Here is an 18458-nt window from a genome sequence, read left to right as displayed (position 1 = left end):
CGGATCGTCGGGACGATGACGACGTCGTAGGACTCGCCGGGGGAGAGGTCGCGGACGAGGGCCCGCCAGATGCCGGCCGGGGGAAGCCCCGGGATGCCGTTCGGGAGCTCCCGGTCCGGGTGGCGCGTCGCCGACCACCGTTGCACCACGCTCCCGGTCCCGCGGACCCGCACCTCCACCGACCAGCTCCGCTCGGGCGGTGAGGCGTTGATCCAGAGGCACACCGAGGTCGTCGTCGGGTGGTGCGGGATGACCTTCATCGGGGACCTCCCCCTGCGTCGTCGTCCACCGTAGGGAGCCACACGGGTCTTTCACGAGCCTGTCGCGGCGGCCGTCCGGGGGGTCACCCGGCCGTGTAAGGCCCGTGAAAGGCCGGGGCGGTCCTCTGGTCCCCGTCATCGGAAGGGTTGCCCGAGGGGGGTCGGTGAACGGGTCGAGCGTCCGGCGGAGCGAGGGGGACGGCCATCACGGTCGGAACCGCCGGACGCTCACTCGACCGGGATGCCTGCCTCGTCGGCAGTCCCCGTTGACCCGGAAGAGCGCCACCGGTGCTTCGTTACCGGACGTATGCGGCATCCGGCCCTCGAGTCCTTGGAATGCCCCGATCGGGCTACTAACCTGCCACCCTGGGGAGAGCGTTCCGCGACCGGGGGAGACGATGGCCGACTGTGGGCGCATCCGCCTGCTCGGCCGCCTGGGCATCGAGCCGGAGGAGCCGCGCGGCGCGGCCGAGGATCTGCGCACCCCTCCCGGCAGCGGGCTGCAGGTGCTGCTCGCCCTGCTCGCGTCGCATCCCGGCGAGCCCCTGGACCGCGACGTGCTGTGCGCCGAGCTCTGGGCCGACGCCGCGATGCCCCGCAACCCCGCCGCGAGCCTGCACACCCGGATGACGCGGCTGCGGGACTGGCTGGGCATCCCGCGCGACGGCCTCGTCTCCACCACCGGCGCCTACACGCTGCGCATCGACCCGACCGACGTCGACCTCGTCCGGTTCCACCGGGCGGCGGACTCCGCGCTCGGCACGGTCGGGCCGCGCGCGGTGACGGCCGCCGACGAGGCCCTCGCCGCGTGGGGTGGCCCGCCGTTCCCCGGCCTGTCCAGCCCCCGGCTCGACCTGGCCCGCGGGCACGCCGAGTCCCGCCACCGCCTCGTCGTCGAGACGCGCGTCCGCGGGCTGCTCGAGGTCGACCGCCCGCTCGAGGCGGTCGACGCGCTGAGCCGGCTGACCCAGCAGGAGCCCGACGTCGAGGTGTGGCACGCGCTGCTGGTGCGGGCGCTGCACCAGGCGGGGCGCCCGCGGGAGGCGACCGAGGCCTACCTCGCGGCGCGCCGGTACCTGCGCGAGGAGCTCGCGGTCGACCCGGGCGACGAGCTGCGCGAGGCCTACCGGCGGCTGCTCGCCGACCGGGCGCGGACGACGACGCCGGTCGCCGACCGGCCGCGCCAGCGCCTCGTCGGCCGCGAGGAGCCACTCGCGCGGATCGCGGCGAGCCTGGACGCCGACGCGGTGGACGGGCGGATCGTCGTCGTCGAGGGGGAGGCGGGGATCGGGAAGTCCTCGCTGCTCGCGGCGGCGCGCCAGGCGGCCACCCGGCACGCGGCGACGCTGGCGGGGACCTGGGACGAGAGCCGCATCCCCATGGCGGCGTGGTTCGAGGCGCTGGGTCCGCCCCCGGCGGGCCCGGCCGGCGCGCCGGTGCCGTGGGTGCGGGAGCGGCTGGCCGAGCTCGCCGTGGACGCGCCGGTGCTGGTCACCCTCGACGACGCCCACCACGCCGACTCGGCCTCGCTGGCCGCCCTGGCCGGCCTCGCGCACCACGGGGTGCCCACCGGCGTCGTCGTGCTCGTCGCGGCCCGCGTGCCCGACGTCGTGGCGCACCCGGACTGGGGCGCCTGCCGCGCCGAGCTGGCGCGCGCCCCCGGCACCGTCGCGCTGACCCTGGCCGACCTGCCCGAGGCGGCGATCGCCGAGCTGGTCGGCGCACGGCTCCGCGACAGTGACCTGGGCCGGCTCGGGCACGACGCGGTCGACCGGCTGGCCGCGCTGGTGCACCGCCGCGCGGGCGGCCACCCGCTGCACACCACCGCGCTGCTGGACGTCCTGGTCGCCCAGCCCGACGAGGCCGCTGCGACGGCCGCCGCCGCGCGGGTGCCCGAGCGGCTGCGCGCGGTGCTCGACCACCAGATCGACCGGCTCGACCGCACCGCGCGCCGGAGCCTCGAGGCACTCGTCGTGCTGCGCCCCATCCCGCTCGCCGCGCTGGCCGCCGTCCTCGACCGGCCTGCGCTCGCCGTCGCCGACGACCTGCGCGCCGCCGCCGAGTTCCGGCTGGTCATCACCGACGACGAGGCCTTCGAGATCCGTCACGAGCTGGTCGCCGCGGCCGTGCTCGACCTCGTGCCCACGCCGGTCCGCGTCGCGCTGCACCGCACCCGGCTGGGCACGCTGGGCGCCGACGCCGACCCGTTCGTCCTGCTGCGCCACGTCCTCGGCGCCGCCTCCGAGCTCGACGCGCGCACCGTCGCGCTGGCCCGCCGCGACGCCGGGGTCGCCGCCTACGGGCGCCGCGCCCTCGCCGAGGCCCTCGACCTGCTCGACGCCGCCGCGCCCGCACTGCCCGGTGACCCGATCGCCGTCGTGCACCGGGGCCTCGTCCTCGCCGCGCTCGGGCGCCTCGACGAGGCCGACGTCGTCCTCGACGCCGCGGTCACCACCGCGCTCGCCGCCGAGACCGTCGACTCCGTCCTGGCGGTGCGGGCGGCCGTCGGCGACGAGCCGCTGGGCCGGTCGATCTCCGGGGACCCGCGGCGGCTCGCGCGGCTGCACCGGGTCAAGCACGCCGTGGTCGGGGACGAGCCCCGCTTCGAGCTGCTGGTCGCGATGCTGCGCGAGGAGTCGCTGGTCGGCACCCCGCAGCCGGCGCTGGTGGCGGAGATGCGGCGCCTGGCCGAGACCCCGGGGACGTCGCTGACCACACGGGCGCGGGCCCGGGCCCTCGAGGTCCGCCAGCTCGTCGAGGGACGCGAGCCGGCCGCCCGCCGCCTCGCGCTCGCCACCGAGGGCCTGGAGCTGGCGCGCCGGGCCGGCGACCCGACGGTCGTCCTCGACGCCACCGAGCTGCTCATGACCGCCGCGCTCGGGGCCGGCGACGTCGACCAGGCGCTCGCGCTGCGCGAGACCCTCGCCGGGCAGGCCCGCCGCTGGCACCGCCCCCGGCTGATCTGGGCGGCGCGGGTGCTGGAGTCCGCGCTCGCTCTGGCGCGGGGCGAGTTCGACGCGGCCGACGCGGCCGCCACTGCGTCGCTGCAGCTCGGCCAGGAGCTCGGGGTCGGGGACGCGCTGCCGGCGTTCGGGGTGCACCTCATGATCCGCAACTGGATGGCGGGCACGGCCGACACCCTCGGGGACCTCGCCGCGCAGGCCGCGACCGAGAACCCGACCCTGCCCGCGTGGACGGCGTCCGCGGCGGTCGCGCGGGCCCGGGCCGGGCGCCTGGCGGAGGCGAGGGACTGGCTGGCCGAGTTCCGGGCCCGACGCGCGGCGACCTCGAGCCGGCTCTTCGACCGCCCGGCGCTGTGCATGGCGTCCTGCGCCGCGTACGTGCTCGGCGACGTCGAGACCGCGCGGCTGGTGCGCGCGGCGCTGCCCGCCGACCCGGACGCCGTCGTGATCCTCGGCTTCGGCGCGGTGATCACCGGCCCGGCGGCGCTCTTCGCGGGGATCGCGGCGATGACGACGGGCGACACCGCGACGGCGCGGACCGACGTCGCCGCCGCCGAGAAGCTCGCGACGTCCCTGGGGTGGACGCCGTGGGCGGACGCCGCCGCGCGGGTGGGCGCGTTCCTGGACGGGGGCGCGGCGCGGCTGCCGCTGGGGATGGAACCGAGGGGGAGCGATGAGGCGTGAGGACCCGGCCGGCGTCGAGCAGCGTCAGGTCGTCGTGGTCGGGAGCGGGTTCGGCGGGGCGGTGACCGCCTGCCGGCTGGCGCAGGCGGGCTGCGACGTCCTGGTCCTCGAGCGCGGCCGCTGGTTCGACGGGGACTTCCCGCGCCGGGCCGCCGACCCCTGGCTGTGGGAGCAGGGCGGCTGCGGGCCCTTCGACGTGCGCAGCGTCGGGGGCGTCACCGCGATCGTCGCGGCCGGCGTCGGCGGGGGCTCGCTGCTCTACTCGAACGTCCACCTGCGGCTCCCCGCCGAGGTGTTCGCGCAGCGCTGGCCCACGGGCTGGTCGCGCGAGGCGCTGAACCCCTATTACGACCTCGTCGCGTCGATGCTGGACCTCAAGCGCGCCGACGAGCCCGAGGCCCAGCACTACTGGCCGCTGCCGCGGCGGGCCGGGCTGCTCCGCGACGCCGCGTCCCGGCTCGGGGCCGACGAGGACGTCTTCCACCCGCCGCTCGCGCTCGACTTCTCCGACCCGCGGGTCTGCCGCACGAACCGGTTCGGTGCGGAGCAGTCCGGGTGCCGGCACTGCGGCAAGTGCAGCGTCGGGTGCAACGTCGGGGCCAAGAACAGCCTCGACAAGAACTACCTGCCGCTGGCGATGCACCACGGGGCGGCGGTGCGGGCCCGCAGCGAGGTCACCGGGCTGGCGCGCGAGCCCGACGGCGGCTACCGCGTCACCTACCGCTGCCTGCTCGACGGGACCGATCACGCCGTCGTCGCGACGACGCTCGTCCTCGCGGCGGGCACGCTCGGGACCACCGAGCTGCTGCTCGAGCACGGGAGCCGGCTCGGCGCGCTCTCGCCGCGGCTCGGCGAGCACTACTCGGCCAACGGGGACTACCTGCTCACCTCGCTCGGGGGGATCGAGGCGGAGTGGCGGCCCGGCGTCGGGCCGGCGATCACCACGTCGGTGCGCGCCGACGACGGCGAGACGTGGTTCCTCGTGCAGGACGGCGGCATCCCGGCGCTGGACGTGCTCCTGCCCGGCGTCGGGGTGCGCCCCGACGCCCAGGACCCGCCGCTGCCGGAGGAGGACCCGGGTCCGGGCCACCTCGGGGTGCTGCTCGCCATGGGCCGTGACAGCGCGACCGGCACGGTCCGCCGGCGGCGGACCTGCTGGCGGGACCGTCTCAAGGTCGGCTGGCCGTGGCGGTCCAACAAGCGCTTCTCCGACGCCGAGCGCAGTTACCTGCGCGACGTCGCCCACGTCGTCGGGGACATGGTCGAGATCGACACCGCCCGCTTCACCCATCGGGCGGTGTCGGTGCACAGCCTGGGCGGCGCGGTGATGGCCGACTCGGCGTCCGACGGTGTCGTGGACGCGGACGGCGAGGTGTTCGGGGCGCCGGGGTTGTTCGTCGTGGACGGGGCCGGGATCCCGACGGCGACCGGGGTCAACCCGTCGCACACCATCGCCGCCGTCGCCGAGCGCCACGCCGAACGCCTCGCGCGGCGCCTCACCGGGGACCCGACGTGGTCCGCGCCCGGCTTCGCGACGGTGCCCGCGTACCGCGACCCGATGCCCGTCGCATGAGCGAGGAGAAGAAGCGGTCGCTGCTGCTGGCGGGCGGCGGGCTCAAGGTGGCGTTCCAGGCCGGGGTGCTGCAGGTCTGGCTCTCCGAGGCCGGGCTGAGGTTCGACCACGTCGACGCGTGCAGCGGCGGGGCCTTCAACCTCGCCCTGCTCTGCGACGGGCGCACCGGGATCGAGATCGCCGACACGTGGCGGCGGATGCGCCCGCTCGACGGCGTCTCCTTCAGCGGCCGGGGCCTGCTGCGCGGGGACTCGATCGTGACGATGGACGGCTACCGGCAGGTCGTCCGGGGGTGGGGCCTGGACTGGGACCGCATCCGGGCCTCATCGGTGGACGCGACGTTCACGGTGCACAACCGGAGCCGCGCCGCCCGGGAGACGTTCGCCGCGGCCGAGATGGACGAGGACAAGCTCGTCGCGACCCTGTCCCAGGCGGTGTGGTTCCCGCCGGTGCAGATCGACGGCGACTACTACACCGACGCGGTGTTCGACACCGATGCGAACGTCGACGCCGCCCTCGAGCACGGCGCCGACGAGATCTGGGTGATCTGGACGGTCAGCCGCCGCCCGGAGTGGATGCCCGGGGCGCTCGCGCAGTTCTTCCACGCCCTCGAGGTGTCGGCCAACGGGACGCTCGCCTCCGACCTCGAGCGGATCCGGATGAACAACAAGGTGCCCGAGGTCCACTTCGAGCGCCACGTCCACGCCAAGGTGCTCCGCGCCGAGGTGGCCACGCACTACCTCGCGCTGTTCAACGGTGACCGCCTGCACCGCGCCGTCGAGCAGGGCGTCCGCGCCGCCCGGGCCTGGTGCGACGCGCAGGGCATTCCGTACACCCCGATCGACCGCAGCCACTTCTACGACACCGGCGTGGTCCTGCGTTTCTCCGACCACCTCCACGGCCGGCTGCGGGGGCGCCCCGCCGAGGCCGATCTGCAGCTGGTCGTGGCCGACGCCGGTGCGTTCATGAACGCGGGTTGCCAGCGGGTCGAGGTCCGGGGAACGGTGACGTCCTCCTTCCTCGACGGGGCGGCGACGGTCGAGGAGGGATACGCCGACATCCTGCTCGACGTCCGGTCGCAGGCCGTCACGGTCGACGACGGGAGTGTGCTGGAGGCCGACGACGGCGTCGACCCGACCCGCAAGCTCATGACCTACGTCCTGCACCTCCGCACCCCGACCGGCCGGGCCGTGACCTTCCTCGGCGTCAAGGACGTCTCGACACCGACCGTGAGCACGGCGGCGCGCGAGGCGATGACGATGTCGTGCCGGATCCTGGACGGCTGGGTCGGTCCCGACGACGACGCGCCGGAGCTGGGGACGGGGCTGCTGTGGATGGGGTTCCGCGACGTCGCCTCCCAGCTGGTGGGCGCGCGGGCGTCGGGGCCGACCCTGAAGGCGGAGGCGGCGGGCCTGGCCCGGTACGGGGCGCTGTTCGCCGGCAGCCTCTGGGACGTGTGCGCCCGGAAGGTGCTCACGTACGCGCCGTTCTGACGCCGTGGCTCCGGTTCTCGGGTTCCGCCGGAGATCACGACTCGTGTGGCGTGTCCGGGCGACCGCCGGGGGGCGTGTCGCCACCGACGTCGTGATCTTGATCGGTGGCCGTCCGACCCGGCGCCGTGTCGGGATGCACATCCGTCATGCCGGACACACGGGGCGGGGGCCGTGTCGTCGGGGTCGACGCGTTCCTACGATGCCCCGCCGTGATCGACACCAGTACCCACGCCCGGGGACCGCGGCGCGCGGCGCCCCGCATCCGCGCCGGGCCGACGCCGCCCGCGCTCGGCGCGGCCGCCGTCCTGCTCGTCGTCACCGTGGTCGCCGTCGTCGCGATCCTGTTCGACGTCGGCCGGGCCCCACCCCCGTCGGCGGCGCCACCACCCCCGTCGCCACCCGCCCCGCCGCGGTGGGTGGTCGACCCGTCGGCGACCCGGCAGGTCTCCGAGCTGACCGGCCCGCGCGCGGCCGGGGGCGACACCGAGGCGCGGTTCGGGGTGGCCGGGACCGACCTCGGCCACATGTTCACCGTCGACGGACGGCTCGCGATCGCGTTCGGCGACACCTACGGCGGCATCTCGATCGACCACTTCTTCCGCATCCGCCACCCGGACTGGCGCAGCAACGTCCTGGGCTGGATCGACCCGCCCGCGTCGCCGGCCGGCGGGCTCGCGCTGAGCGGGATGGTCACCGACCGGCCCGGGCACGCCGAGGAGCTCCTGGGCTCGCGCAAGCAGGAGGGGGTGGAGTGGACGGTGATCCCGACCTACGGGATCGCCGTCGGGAAGCGGATGTTCCTGCACTACATGTCCGTGCGCACCTTCACCACGCCGCCGGGCCACTGGCCGCTGAACGACGCCGGTGTGGCGTACTCCGACGACGGCGGGCACACCTGGCAGCGGCCCGCGAGCGCGGTGTGGCCGGGCGACACCCGGTTCGGGCAGGTCGCCTACGTCCGGCCCGGTGGCGCCGACGACCCGTTCGCGCCGCACCGGATGCCGGTGCCGGGCCTGCTGAGCTATGTGCCGGTGCTTCCGAGCGGGCCCGACCCCTCGATCTACGTCTACGGCGTGCCGGGCGGGCGCTACGGCGACGTCTCCCTGGCCCGCGTCCCGGCCGACCGGCTGCTCGACCGGTCCGCCTACCGGTACTGGACCGGCCGGGGCTGGTCGGCGCGCGAGGACGACGCCGCGCCGCTGGTCCACGGGCCGGCAGGCGAGCTCTCCGTGCGCTGGAGCTCCTGGTACCGCACCTGGCTGATGATGTACCTCGACGACCCGACCGGGCAGATCGTCCTGCGCACCGCCCCGTCGCCGACCGGTCCGTGGAGCGGGCCGCAGGTCGTCACCACGACCCGCGAGCACCCCGAGGCCTACGCGCCCTACCTCACCCCGCGCTGGAACGACGGGCCGGACATCTGGTTCACGATGTCCCAGTACCGGTCCTACGGGGTCTCCCTGATGCATGCGCGGCTGCGCGCCGAGCCGGCGTCACAGCCTCCGCCGTAGAGGGCGGCATCGGGCTGACCCGCACCGGGTGCTCACATGCGGCTGTGGCGGCCCTCTGACGCATGGCCGGCGGGCACCTCGGCGTAGGGCCGCGGCGGCGTCGACGTCCTCGGCGGGGCGGGCCGGACCGGGGCGCGCGGCGCGGCGTCGGCCGGAGTGCGTGCCCAACGGGGCATGGCGGCGGGCGCGGGTGCCCCGGCGGGCGGGAGGACGGGGCTGGTGGTGCGGGAGTCGGCGACGGCGCCAACCCCAGCGGGTACCCGTTCGTCGGGCGACGGTTCCGCCGTCGCGTCGAGGTGCTCGGGGGTCGCAGCGCCGGCGGTCCGGGTCTGCTGGGCCTCGAGGATATCGCGGATCTGGGTGAGGAGCTCGACGTCGGTGGGCTGGACCGGCCCGGACTCCTCACCCCGCAGCCGGCGGATCTGGATCGCCTTCATCGGTGCGACCACGCAGAAGTAGACGACCGCCGCGGTGATGACGAACGTGATCGTCTGGTTGATCACGGTGGCGTAGTCGAACACCACACTGTCGACGCGGATCGTGCCCGCGAACTCGCCGACCCCGGGGGAGAGCAGCTGGATCAACGGCTTGAGGAACGAGTTCGTGAAGGCGGTGACGACGTCGGTGAACGCCGCCCCGATCACGACCGCGACCGACAGATCGATCACGTTCCCGCGGAGCAGGAAGTCCTTGAATCCTTTGAACATCGGTCGGTCCTCGAGCCTCGACGTCGGTGCGCCACGGCCTGTGCTGGGGAGCGGAGGTCTGATCATTACGCTAGGCAAATCGGGTGCCGAGGGCCGGGCGAGGACGAGGTTCGACGGTGGGCAGGGAGGTCCCTGCGGTGGGCGGTGCGACGGGTGCCGTGGCGACTCGAGAGGTGATGCGGACACCTCACGACACGCGCCGCTCGCCGCACCACGGATCGGTCGGAACCCTGAGGTTCGATGGCCTCCCGCCGGCCGTCACCCCGCGCGCGACGCGGCGAAATCGTCGGCCACGAGGTCGTGGCGCACAGCGATCGACGCGGCCTCCAGGCGTGAGTGGGCGCCGAGCTTGCGGAGCACCGACCGGACGTGGCTGCGCACGGTCATCACGGAGACCGAGAGGGTGCGCCGGATCTGGTCGGTGGTCTGGCCCTCGACGAGCAGGGCGAGGCACTCACGTTCGCGCGGAGTCAGATAGGTCGCTCGCTGCCGGAACCGTGCGGAGACGTCGGGCCTGGGTGCTCCCGCCTGGGCCGGCGGCCCGGTGACGATCTCCCCGTCGAGGACCGTGCGCAGGCCGTCGAGCAGGGTCTGGAGGCTCGCGCGCCTGTCGAAGACACCGTCCACGCCCAGCGCATCTGCGGTGTCGGCGGGCGATGGGGGCGCCGGGCCCCTGCTCATCACGACGATCTTGGTGCATCCATCGGCCGCGGCGATCAGCGCGTCGAGGAACCGGAGGGGGTTGGCTCCGCCGAGGGCTCGGTGATCGACCAGACACAGTCGGGGATGCCGTCGACTGACCTCGGCGACGAGGTCATCCGGGTCTTCCACGGTGTCTACCGGGGCGTAACCGCGCTCGGTGAGTAACGACGACAAGAGCTCGACGAACAGGAAACGGGTGTCGCCAACCAGGATGTCGATCATTTTTCCCCCTGCTCCGGCTGCTTTTGCCGACCATGGCGCAGCGCACGCCATCAACTCGCCCGCCCCCGACGGCGCGATCGGGAAGTGTAGCGAGATCGAACTGCCTGCGGCGACAGGTCGATAACGATCCGCACACGTCGGCCGGTGACAGCTCTCTGAACGGAGGGGCCGTTGCCCGAACGTCCGGAGGACATTCCGGACCGAAGGTCCCGACCTGTGCGCGCGAGGTCGATGTGCTGTAAATGTCGTCCAGTGGCACCCACCCGGGTCCAGCTCGTGACCGATGATCGAATGCTGGCCGACGCGCTCACCCGGCGGCTCGCGCAGGAACCCTTCGGTCTCCTGGCGCGACAGAGCCCGGGAGAGGTCGCACGTGTCCTCGATGCCGTGCACACCCACGGCCTGGACCTGCTCGTCGTCGACGCCGCGTCGGTGCCCGGGCACTGGTCGGCCCTCGTGGACGCGGTGACATCGGTCGCGCCGGATGTCCCCGTGGTGGTCCTGGCCGACACGGTCGATGCGGACGATGCGGTCCAGGCCGCCGTTCGGGGTGTGTCGGCGTGGCTGGAACCGCGGACCTCGGCCGCAGACCTGATCGAGGTGCTGCAACGGGTCGGCGCGGGGCACGCCTTCTACCCGCCGATGGTGCTCGGAGAAGTCCTACAGCGTCTCCTCGCCGAGATCCCCGATCGCCGCGTCGGGAGCGGGCCTCTCGCCTCGCTCACCGAGCGCGAGCTCGATGTGCTGCTGTGCCTGGTCGAGGGTCGTGACGGTCCGGAGATCGCCGAGCACCTCGACATCGCGGCCAACACAGTTCGTTCGCACACGAATCGAATTCTGCACAAATTGGGCGCGCACAGTCGGCTCGACGCCGTCCGAGTAGCGCGAGAGAACGGCTTCGAAACCACGGCCCGCGCCTCCATCTCGATCAAACCGGGATCACGGCTCCCTCAATCCGACCAGGACTCATGATGCACGGGGGCGATGCCGCTCGTCTCCGTCATCCATACCGTGGGTTCACTCGATCAGGGGTCATCGTATCCAGATAGCGGTCTCGAGATCTCCTGAGAGTTGTCGTCGAGGGGGCCAAACGTGGTCGACTCGTGATCGGTGGGGGTGAGTTGGACACAATGCGCAACAACTGCTCTCTCGACGTAGATCGGCGATTGCGATGATCGCCATCCTGGCGTTGCTGACCGCCGCGATCGGGAGTGCCGCCGCGGTCATGGGACCGCTCGCCGGACGGCTCGGCGCCGACAGCAGGCCCGCGTGGCTAGGTGTGGCCGCTGGAGGCGGCGTCGTCGTCGTGCTGGTAGAGGGCGGCCTGGCCGCGCGGGCGCAGTCCCCGGTACTGAGTGTGATCGCACTGCTGATCCCCGGTCTGGTGGCGTCGTTCCTGCTGGCCGCCCTGACCGTCGTGGGGCCGGTCAGCGGTCGGCGTGTCGCCGCCGCGGTGTTCGCCGTGGTCCTCGTGACGACGGCGACCGGGGCGCTGGGAACGGCCTTTCCGGTACCGGTGGCGGCGTTGTCGGAGGCGACGAGCTTCCGTCTGTCCCTGTCCTCGCTCTGGGCGGGCCTCGCGCTCGCGGTCGTCGTCACGGCCCTGGACCGCCACGAGCGGGCCACGGCGCTGGTCGGAGCGGGAGTTGCGCTCCTGGGCGTGGTGCACCTCGCCGAGCTGCTCCTCCCGGGGCTGGCCCGCCACGTGAACGCGCTGACCTCCACGGGGCGGCTCCTCGCTGTCGCCCTGGTCCTCGTCGGGACGCTCCGCCTGATCTGGCGGGCGCTGCTACGGATCGACACGCAGCGGGACACCCGGGAGGAGGAGCTGCGCCTGGCGGCGATGCGTCTCGAGCGCACCGCGGAGCGGGACCACGAGCTGCGGACCGGCTTGGCTGGTCTGGAGGGTGCAACGCGACTGCTCGGGAGCGGCCGCGAACCCGGGAGCGGCGACACGACCCCTCTCGATGCGCTCCTGGCAGCCGAGATCCGCCGGCTCGAGGGCCTTCTGCGTGCTCCGGTCGAGACGTCGCACGAGCGCCCTGCGACCTCCTACGACGTGGAGCCCGTCCTGCAGGGGCTGGTGACCCTTCGGCGCGTCTCGGGGATGGACGTGCGCCTCGAAGTGGACGCCGGTCTGCGAGCGGTCGGGTCACCCGAGGCGCTGGCCCAGGTGATGACCAACGTGTTCGCCAACGCCCAGCGCCACGCGCCTCGGAGCCCCGTGCGGGTCACGGCCATGCGCTGGAACGACCGAGTCGTCATCCGGGTCCGCGACTTCGGCCGGGCGATCGCGCCGACTCTCGGGGACAGGGTGTTCGAGACAGGCGTCCGTGAGGTCCGCGCACACGGATCAGGCCTCGGTCTGCACGTCTGTCGTCGGTTGCTGGCGGCGGAGCACGGTTCCATCGTCGTGCGCTCGCACCCGCAGGAGGAGTCCGGGTGCACCGTCGTGGTGGACCTGCCGGGGCACCGGGCCGCCGCACCCGCACTCGCCGCAGAGGTTGCCCCGTGCCCCATGCCGTGACCGGTGATTCGACCGAGGACGGGCGCCCCGGCGCGGACCCTCGTCGCTACCCCGTCCTGATCATCGACGACCACGAGCTGTTCAGCACCACCTTGGGCCTCGCGCTGCGCGAAGAGGGTCTCGACGCGTCGACGCTGGAGGTCGACGATCTGCAGGATTTCCTGGCCCGCCCCCCTGGCGGCCCCCGAGGACTCGCCTTGCTCGACCTGGACCTCGACCGGGACGCCGAGGGCCGTGAGGTCGACGGCGTCGACCTCGTCACGCCGTTGCGGATGCGAGGGTGGGAGGTGCTCGTGGTCACGGGCGGTCCAGCTCAGGGCGCTGTCGCTGCAGCTGTCGCCGCCGGCGCCATGGGCTACGTGCCGAAATGGCACTCCTTCGACGTCCTGCTCCGCCGCGTGATGGCGGCCGCGGAAGGCTCGATCCTGATGACGCAGAGCGAACGTCAGGTGTGGCTCGACCGGTACCGCCGCGACCAGGCCGAGGAGCAGCAGATGTCGCACCTGCTGTCGCGTCTGACCCCGCGCGAGCGCGAGGTCCTCGAGCTCCTGAGCACCGGGATGCGAGCGGCTGCGATCGCAGAGCACTTCGTGGTCACGATGGCGACGGTGCGGACCCAGATCCGCTCGATCCTCGGAAAGCTCGAGGTGGGTTCGCAGCTGGAGGCTGTGGCGCTGCTCCGGCGGTGAGGTTCGGGGCCTCGGCCCGTCCTGCGAGATCAGCGAGGTATCGAGGATGCACTCACGACCGACGTGGCTGGTGGTCGGCGGAGCCGGCTACATCGGATCGCACGTGGTGCGCGGTCTGCGTGCTGCGGGACACGCCGCCGTCGTGCTCGACGACCTGTCGACAGGGAGCCGTGGACGGTTGCCCGCCGACGTCGAGTTCGTCCACGCCAGCCTGTTGGACCCGCGGCTGGACGCGGTGCTCTCCGCGTTGGCGGATCGGCGGTCGATCGACGGTGTGGTGCACCTGGCCGCGAAGAAGTCCGTGCCCGAGTCGGTCGCCGTGCCGCTGTACTACTACGAGCAGAACGTCGGGGGCAGCGTCGCGCTGCTGCGGGCAGCGACGGCGGCCGGGATCGGACGGGTCCTGTACTCCTCCAGCGCGGCGGTCTACGGCGAGACGAGCGCCGAGCCGGTGACCGAGGACGACCCGACGTTGCCGACCAGTCCCTACGGCGAGACGAAGCTCGCGGGCGAGTGGGTGGTGCGTCGTCACGCGGAGGCGACGGGCCTGCGCTGGGCCGCCCTGCGCTACTTCAACGTGGCAGGCTCCGCGTCGGAGCGCCTGGCCGACCGGGGCGCCACCAACCTGGTGCCCCTGGTCATGCGGGCGGCCGAGGCGGGCGAGCCGCTGAGCGTCTTCGGCGATGACTGGCCCACCCCGGACGGGACCTGCCTCCGCGACTACGTGCACGTCGAGGACCTCGCCGATGCTCACGTGGCCGCGGCCGAGGCGCTACTCGACCACGCCAGGCCGTCGCCCGGAGTGCTGAACGTGGGCCGCAACGAGCCGACGAGCGTCCTCGATGTGATCGCGGCGGCGGAGCGGGTGCTGGACGCTCCGGTTCCCTACCGGATCGCGCCGCGACGCCGAGGCGACCCGGCCTGCGTCGTCGCCGACGCCTCACGGATCGCCAAGGTCCTCGACTGGCGCGCGAGCCGGGACGTCCTCGACATGCTGAGGCGCTAGCCGGCTGCGTGCCTCGGGCGCGGTCCCACGGAGACCGCCCACAGGACGGGCTCGACGTTGAGCGCCCACCAGACGCGGTGCGCGCGGTAGCGCACGGACTTGCGTTGCATCTCCTCGACGTGGCGAAGCCAGCTGAGCAGGGTCAGGGTGCGTACGTCGAGGCCCTGTGCGCGCGCAGGGCGAGACCGGGGATCGTCCTGGAGTGACAGGAGACCGTCCCCGGGAGCGAGGCCACCGAGCTGCTCGGTGACGACCGCGCCGATGCTCCGTCGTCGTCGGAGGGCCTCGGCGGCGAGCAGCATCGTGTGCTCGTCGGTCGGAGCGAGCTGCCGGGGCCGCCCTCCGGCCCAGTCCACTATCCCGGTCACGTGGTGGCTGCCTTCGTCGAGCAACACGTTCCCGGGGGTGAAGTCGCCGTGGGTCCAGCTCACCAGGACTCGGCGGCCTGTGAGGGCGTCGTGGAGCTGACGCCCGAGCTGGTCCACGGCGTCGACGGACGCGGGCGCAAGCGTGCGGCACGTGCCTCTCAGCCGCCCCAGCGGCGCGTCGACCCAGTCGCGGAGATGCGCCGTGCGGATCGTCTCGACCCGCCCGCTGCGTTCGTGGAGGGTGCGGATCGTCTCGATCGTGGGTGTGAGAAGTCGTGTCGGAGGCTCAGGACCGGTCGACAGCAGTGCTTCGAGCGTCGTCCCGGGCAGGAGCGTCTCGACGCCGACGACGGGAGCGCCGTCGCGACTCCGTTCGAGGCGGAGTACTTCGGGGAGCATGTCTCGCAACCCCCGCAGTGCCGGATCGGCCCGGAGTGTGTCCAGCACCGTGCGCTGGTGGCGGAGCTCGGCGGCGGCCTCCTCGGATCGGGCGACCTTGAGGACGAACCGTGTGGAGCCGTCCGCCGCCGTGAGGATCGCGACGGACACGTCGCAGAGAGTGGGCAGGGTTCGCAGGGACACGCCCGGGGGCCCTGCGTCGGCGCGCCCGGCGGGACCGAGGAGCTCGGCGCCTGCGAGCAGCAACTCGCCGTGGACGCTGTCGGCGTGGCGGCGACCCCGCCGGCTCTGCAGCCAACGGCCCGCCCCGAACCGGTCCGCGGTGCGGGCCGCACTCGCGAGAAGCGCCCAGAGACAGTGCGCGGTGCACACACGCGCGTGCCGTCGTTGCGAGCCGATGCCGTGCAGGACGGGTCGGATTGCCGGAGTTGTGACCATCATCCCTCCCGTTCGGAGCGGACGGCGGCATCCTCGGCCGCGTCCGAGCGGCGGTCGTACGCCGCAGCCCAGGCCAACCGAGCGACCACGTCGAGCGCAGTGGCCACGTCGAGGCGGTGCTCGTCGAGGTCGTCGAGGGCCTGCGCGACCAATACCTCGATGAGGCGCTCCGGCGGTCGGTCGGCGGAGGGCATCTCTGAAGAGGCTCAGGTGTCACGGGCGACGAGGATGCGCACTGTCGATGTTCACGCCGTTCTTCTCACGAGTTGTGAGCGACGCGAATTCCGCGACGGTGGCTGCGGAGTATCGAGAGCAGGACCCGGGTGCCGTCGGGGAAGGTTCGGAGATTCGATCGTCCGTACCGGCGGGGCATCTCGAGGCTGGGGACCTCGGCGACGCGCAAGCCAGCTGCCAGGGCCGACAAGGTGAGTCTGGTCTCGACCTCGAAGCCGGCCGACGTCAGGTCGAGGAACGGAAGATAACGTCGATGGAAAGCGCAGAACCCGTAGCAGAGATCCGTCATCTGTACCTCGAACAGGACGTTCACCATCGAGACCAGGGCACGGTTTCCCCACCGCCTCAGACGAGTGATGTCGTGCGAGCCGCCGCCTGCCATGAATCGTGACCCCTTGACGAAATCGTAGCCGTTCGAGAGGAAGTGCAGGAAGTGTGGGAGCTCCTGGGGCGTCATGCTGCAATCGGCGTCGATCATCACGACGATGTCCGCCTCGGTGGCGAGGAACCCGGCGCGCAGGGCGTCTCCCTTGCCGGTGCCCTCCTGGACGAGCACGCGGATGTCGGGCCTGGCGCACCGGGCGGTGACCAGCGTCGCGTCGGTCGAGTTCCCGTCCACGAGGACGACCTCGTCGACGCAGGAGGGGACCTGCTCGAGGACCCAGGAGATGTTCGCCGCCTCGTTCTTGGCCGGGATGATGAGTGCCACGGTCGGGGCGCGTTCCGCGGGGGGCGGATCGGACCGAACCCCCCTTGCGTCCGTCCCGTTCACATATCGGGTACCGGCGGCGATTCCAGCTGGTGACGTATCCGTCACGGAATCGTCGGGCATCAGCGGCGCCTCGACGCCGGAAACGGTCGCGAGCGCTCCGTCGTAATGGTCATCAGACATGTGTGTCTCCCGCACCGAACAAAATGATCAGTCGGTCCAGCCGGCGAGCAGATCCCGGGGTGTCCAGCACGTATCACGGGTCGCCGCGAGCTGCACCTGTACGGAAGTGACTGTTCCGGGAACGGGAGGTGAACGCATCGTCAATCCTGATGATGCCGCAGCACGGCCCGGTCGGTAGACAGTACGCCATGACCTCGTGTCCGGTGCCCCACACTCGGCGCCCCGGACATGGGAGATCGATGCGCCGGGTGACGGATGCTGCACCCGGCGCAGATCCGAACCGTGTTCCGTCCCGGTCGGCAAAACGGACAGTTCCGTCGGGCGTGCGTGCATCTGCATGCAGGGAGGGCGTGACGACATGAGCGCTATTGGGACATTCGCGTCCGCGCGGCTGCGAGCCGGCACCATGAACGGCGGCGGGGCGGCGAGCGCCGCACCGGCGGGGACCGGTGTTCTCTGGAACGAGCTGAGCGTGGCGGACCTACCCGTCGCGCGGGCGGAACTCGAGTTGGCCTCGTCGACGGGCACGCTGGAGCTCCTCGGCGCGGGCGACGGAGCGTCGAAGGTCATGACCCTGGTCCGGCTGCACAGCGCCCCGCTCGGGGTGGTGTTCCTGGACGGTCGGCGCGGGCTGTCCAGGCGAGCCCACGTCGGGACCATCTGGTCCGCCCTGGGCGACGCGATCAATCGCCACCTCGCCTCCGACGGACTCGACCGGCTCGTCCGCGCCGAGGACCTGGTGCAGCCCCTGCCGGATGGCCTCACTCGCTGCCAGGACCGGCGGAGGACGGTACTGGCGCAGGCCCCGTGCGTCTCGGTCGTGGTGGCGACGCGCGAGCGACACGAGAGCCTGCGTCGGTGCCTGTCGTCTCTGCTCGCGAGCGAGTACCCGCGCTTCGAGGTGATCGTGGTCGACAACGATCCCGCCACAGCGGCGACGGCCGAGATGGTCGAGCACTCCTTCCCCGGGCAGATCCGTTACCTGCGCGAGTCCCGGCGTGGCCTGGGCGCGGCGCACAACCGGGGAGTGGCCGAGGCCTCTGGCACGATCATCGCGTTCGTCGACGACGACGTCGTCGTGGATCGCCACTGGCTCGCGGCGCTCGCCGAAGGCTTCGCGGTCACCGGTGACGTGGGCTGTGTGACGGGTCTGATCCTCCCGGCCCAGCTCGACACCCCGGCGCAGGTGCTGCTGGAGCGTCATGGGGGCTTCGGCAAGGGATTCGACCTGCAGATCTTCGATCGTCGTGGTCATCGCCCGGCGGACCCGCTCTTCCCGTTCCGGTCGGGTCGATTCGGCTCCGGCGCGAACATGGCCTTCGACGCCTCCCTGTTGCGGCGACTCGGTGGGTTCGATCCGGCGATCGGCACCGGCACGTTCGCCCGGGGCGGGGACGACCTCACCGCCTTCTTCAGGGTCCTCGTGGCTGGGAGCCGCCTGGTGTACCAGCCGGGAGCCCTGGTGTGGCATCGCCACCACCGCGACCTCGCCTCGTTGGGCAACCAGGCCTACGGCTACGGGGTCGGATTCGGCGCGTACCTCGCCAGTGCGATCGCGCACGAGCCAGCCATGCTCCCGGCACTGCTCCGCCGTGTACCCGGCGGCGTCGCGTTCGCCGCGCGCCGGTCGTCGGCGAGCAACGCGGACCGATACCAGGACTGGCCCAGCGAATTCGTCGGACTGGAACGGCGAGGCATGATCTTCGGTCCCTTCGCCTACCTCGTCAGCCGGTGGCGGGCTCGAGGCGCGGCAAGGCCCTCGGAAGTGGCGGCATGAGTCTTCCCGAGCC

14 protein-coding genes and 1 pseudogene are annotated in these 18458 nt (G+C 72.9%); 9 read left to right on the top strand and 6 right to left on the bottom strand.

Translation table 11 applies throughout. The features are described from left to right. The coding region (locus VGH76_RS10840) for a hypothetical protein (RefSeq protein WP_331556691.1) at positions 1–260 on the bottom strand (260 nt) is incomplete at its 3' end. A gap of 398 nt (positions 261–658) precedes the next feature. Here VGH76_RS10840 and VGH76_RS10835 point away from each other — a divergent pair. The 4 genes from VGH76_RS10835 (at position 659) to VGH76_RS10820 (ending at position 8484) form a co-directional block, all read left to right on the top strand. Further along, positions 659–3907, top strand: a complete 3249-nt coding sequence (locus VGH76_RS10835) for a BTAD domain-containing putative transcriptional regulator (RefSeq protein ID WP_331556690.1) — start codon at positions 659–661, stop codon at positions 3905–3907. Further along, positions 3897–5480, top strand: a complete 1584-nt coding sequence (locus VGH76_RS10830; RefSeq protein ID WP_331556689.1) for a GMC family oxidoreductase — start codon at positions 3897–3899, stop codon at positions 5478–5480. The genes VGH76_RS10835 and VGH76_RS10830 overlap by 11 nt, the downstream gene beginning before the upstream one ends. Next, a complete protein-coding gene (locus VGH76_RS10825) occupies positions 5477–6973 on the top strand; it encodes a patatin-like phospholipase family protein (protein ID WP_331556688.1) in 1497 nt (498 codons plus the stop codon). The genes VGH76_RS10830 and VGH76_RS10825 overlap by 4 nt, the downstream gene beginning before the upstream one ends. Before the next feature lie 209 nt (positions 6974–7182). Next, positions 7183–8484 carry a DUF4185 domain-containing protein gene (locus VGH76_RS10820; RefSeq protein ID WP_331556687.1) on the top strand — a complete coding sequence of 434 codons (1302 nt, stop codon included), beginning with the start codon at positions 7183–7185 and terminating at the stop codon, positions 8482–8484. Between the two features lie 332 nt (positions 8485–8816). Here the strand turns inward: VGH76_RS10820 and mscL are convergent. After that, positions 8817–9191: pseudogene (mscL, locus tag VGH76_RS10815) on the bottom strand (large conductance mechanosensitive channel protein MscL); the annotation flags it as partial. A gap of 258 nt (positions 9192–9449) precedes the next feature. Further along, complete coding sequence (locus VGH76_RS10810) at positions 9450–10115, bottom strand: response regulator transcription factor (RefSeq protein WP_331556686.1); 666 nt, start codon at positions 10113–10115, stop codon at positions 9450–9452. Between the two features lie 252 nt (positions 10116–10367). On the opposite strand from VGH76_RS10810, the gene VGH76_RS10805 reads away from it, so the two are divergent. From VGH76_RS10805 to galE, 4 genes are all read left to right on the top strand, one after another. Next, complete coding sequence (locus VGH76_RS10805) at positions 10368–11087, top strand: response regulator transcription factor (RefSeq protein WP_331556685.1); 720 nt, start codon at positions 10368–10370, stop codon at positions 11085–11087. A 199-nt stretch (positions 11088–11286) separates the two neighbouring features. After that, on the top strand, positions 11287–12642 hold the full coding sequence (locus VGH76_RS10800; protein WP_331556684.1) for a HAMP domain-containing sensor histidine kinase: 1356 nt from the start codon (positions 11287–11289) through the stop codon (positions 12640–12642). After that, positions 12558–13331: a LuxR C-terminal-related transcriptional regulator gene (locus VGH76_RS10795; RefSeq protein ID WP_331556683.1), complete on the top strand. Its 774-nt coding sequence runs from the start codon at positions 12558–12560 to the stop codon at positions 13329–13331. The genes VGH76_RS10800 and VGH76_RS10795 overlap by 85 nt, the downstream gene beginning before the upstream one ends. Positions 13332–13377: 46 nt before the next feature. Beyond that, positions 13378–14337, top strand: a complete 960-nt coding sequence (gene galE / locus VGH76_RS10790; protein ID WP_331556682.1) for a UDP-glucose 4-epimerase GalE — start codon at positions 13378–13380, stop codon at positions 14335–14337. Here the strand turns inward: galE and VGH76_RS10785 are convergent. The 3 genes from VGH76_RS10785 to VGH76_RS10775 form a co-directional block, all read right to left on the bottom strand. After that, a complete protein-coding gene (locus VGH76_RS10785; protein ID WP_331556681.1) occupies positions 14334–15254 on the bottom strand; it encodes an aminoglycoside phosphotransferase family protein in 921 nt (306 codons plus the stop codon). The genes galE and VGH76_RS10785 overlap by 4 nt on opposite strands. Before the next feature lie 287 nt (positions 15255–15541). Continuing rightward, positions 15542–15736: a hypothetical protein gene (locus tag VGH76_RS10780; RefSeq protein WP_331556680.1), complete on the bottom strand. Its 195-nt coding sequence runs from the start codon at positions 15734–15736 to the stop codon at positions 15542–15544. A 65-nt stretch (positions 15737–15801) separates the two neighbouring features. Then, positions 15802–16668, bottom strand: coding sequence for a glycosyltransferase family 2 protein (locus VGH76_RS10775; protein ID WP_331556679.1), 867 nt, complete (start codon positions 16666–16668; stop codon positions 15802–15804). A 358-nt stretch (positions 16669–17026) separates the two neighbouring features. Here VGH76_RS10775 and VGH76_RS10770 point away from each other — a divergent pair, with 358 nt between their 5' ends. After that, positions 17027–18445: a glycosyltransferase family 2 protein gene (locus VGH76_RS10770; RefSeq protein WP_331556678.1), complete on the top strand. Its 1419-nt coding sequence runs from the start codon at positions 17027–17029 to the stop codon at positions 18443–18445. Positions 18446–18458 lie beyond the last annotated feature (13 nt).

Source organism: Actinomycetospora sp., assembly GCF_036497585.1.
Taxonomy (GTDB): Bacteria; Actinomycetota; Actinomycetes; order Mycobacteriales; family Pseudonocardiaceae; genus Actinomycetospora.
This window is presented reverse-complemented; position numbering and strand designations above follow the sequence as displayed.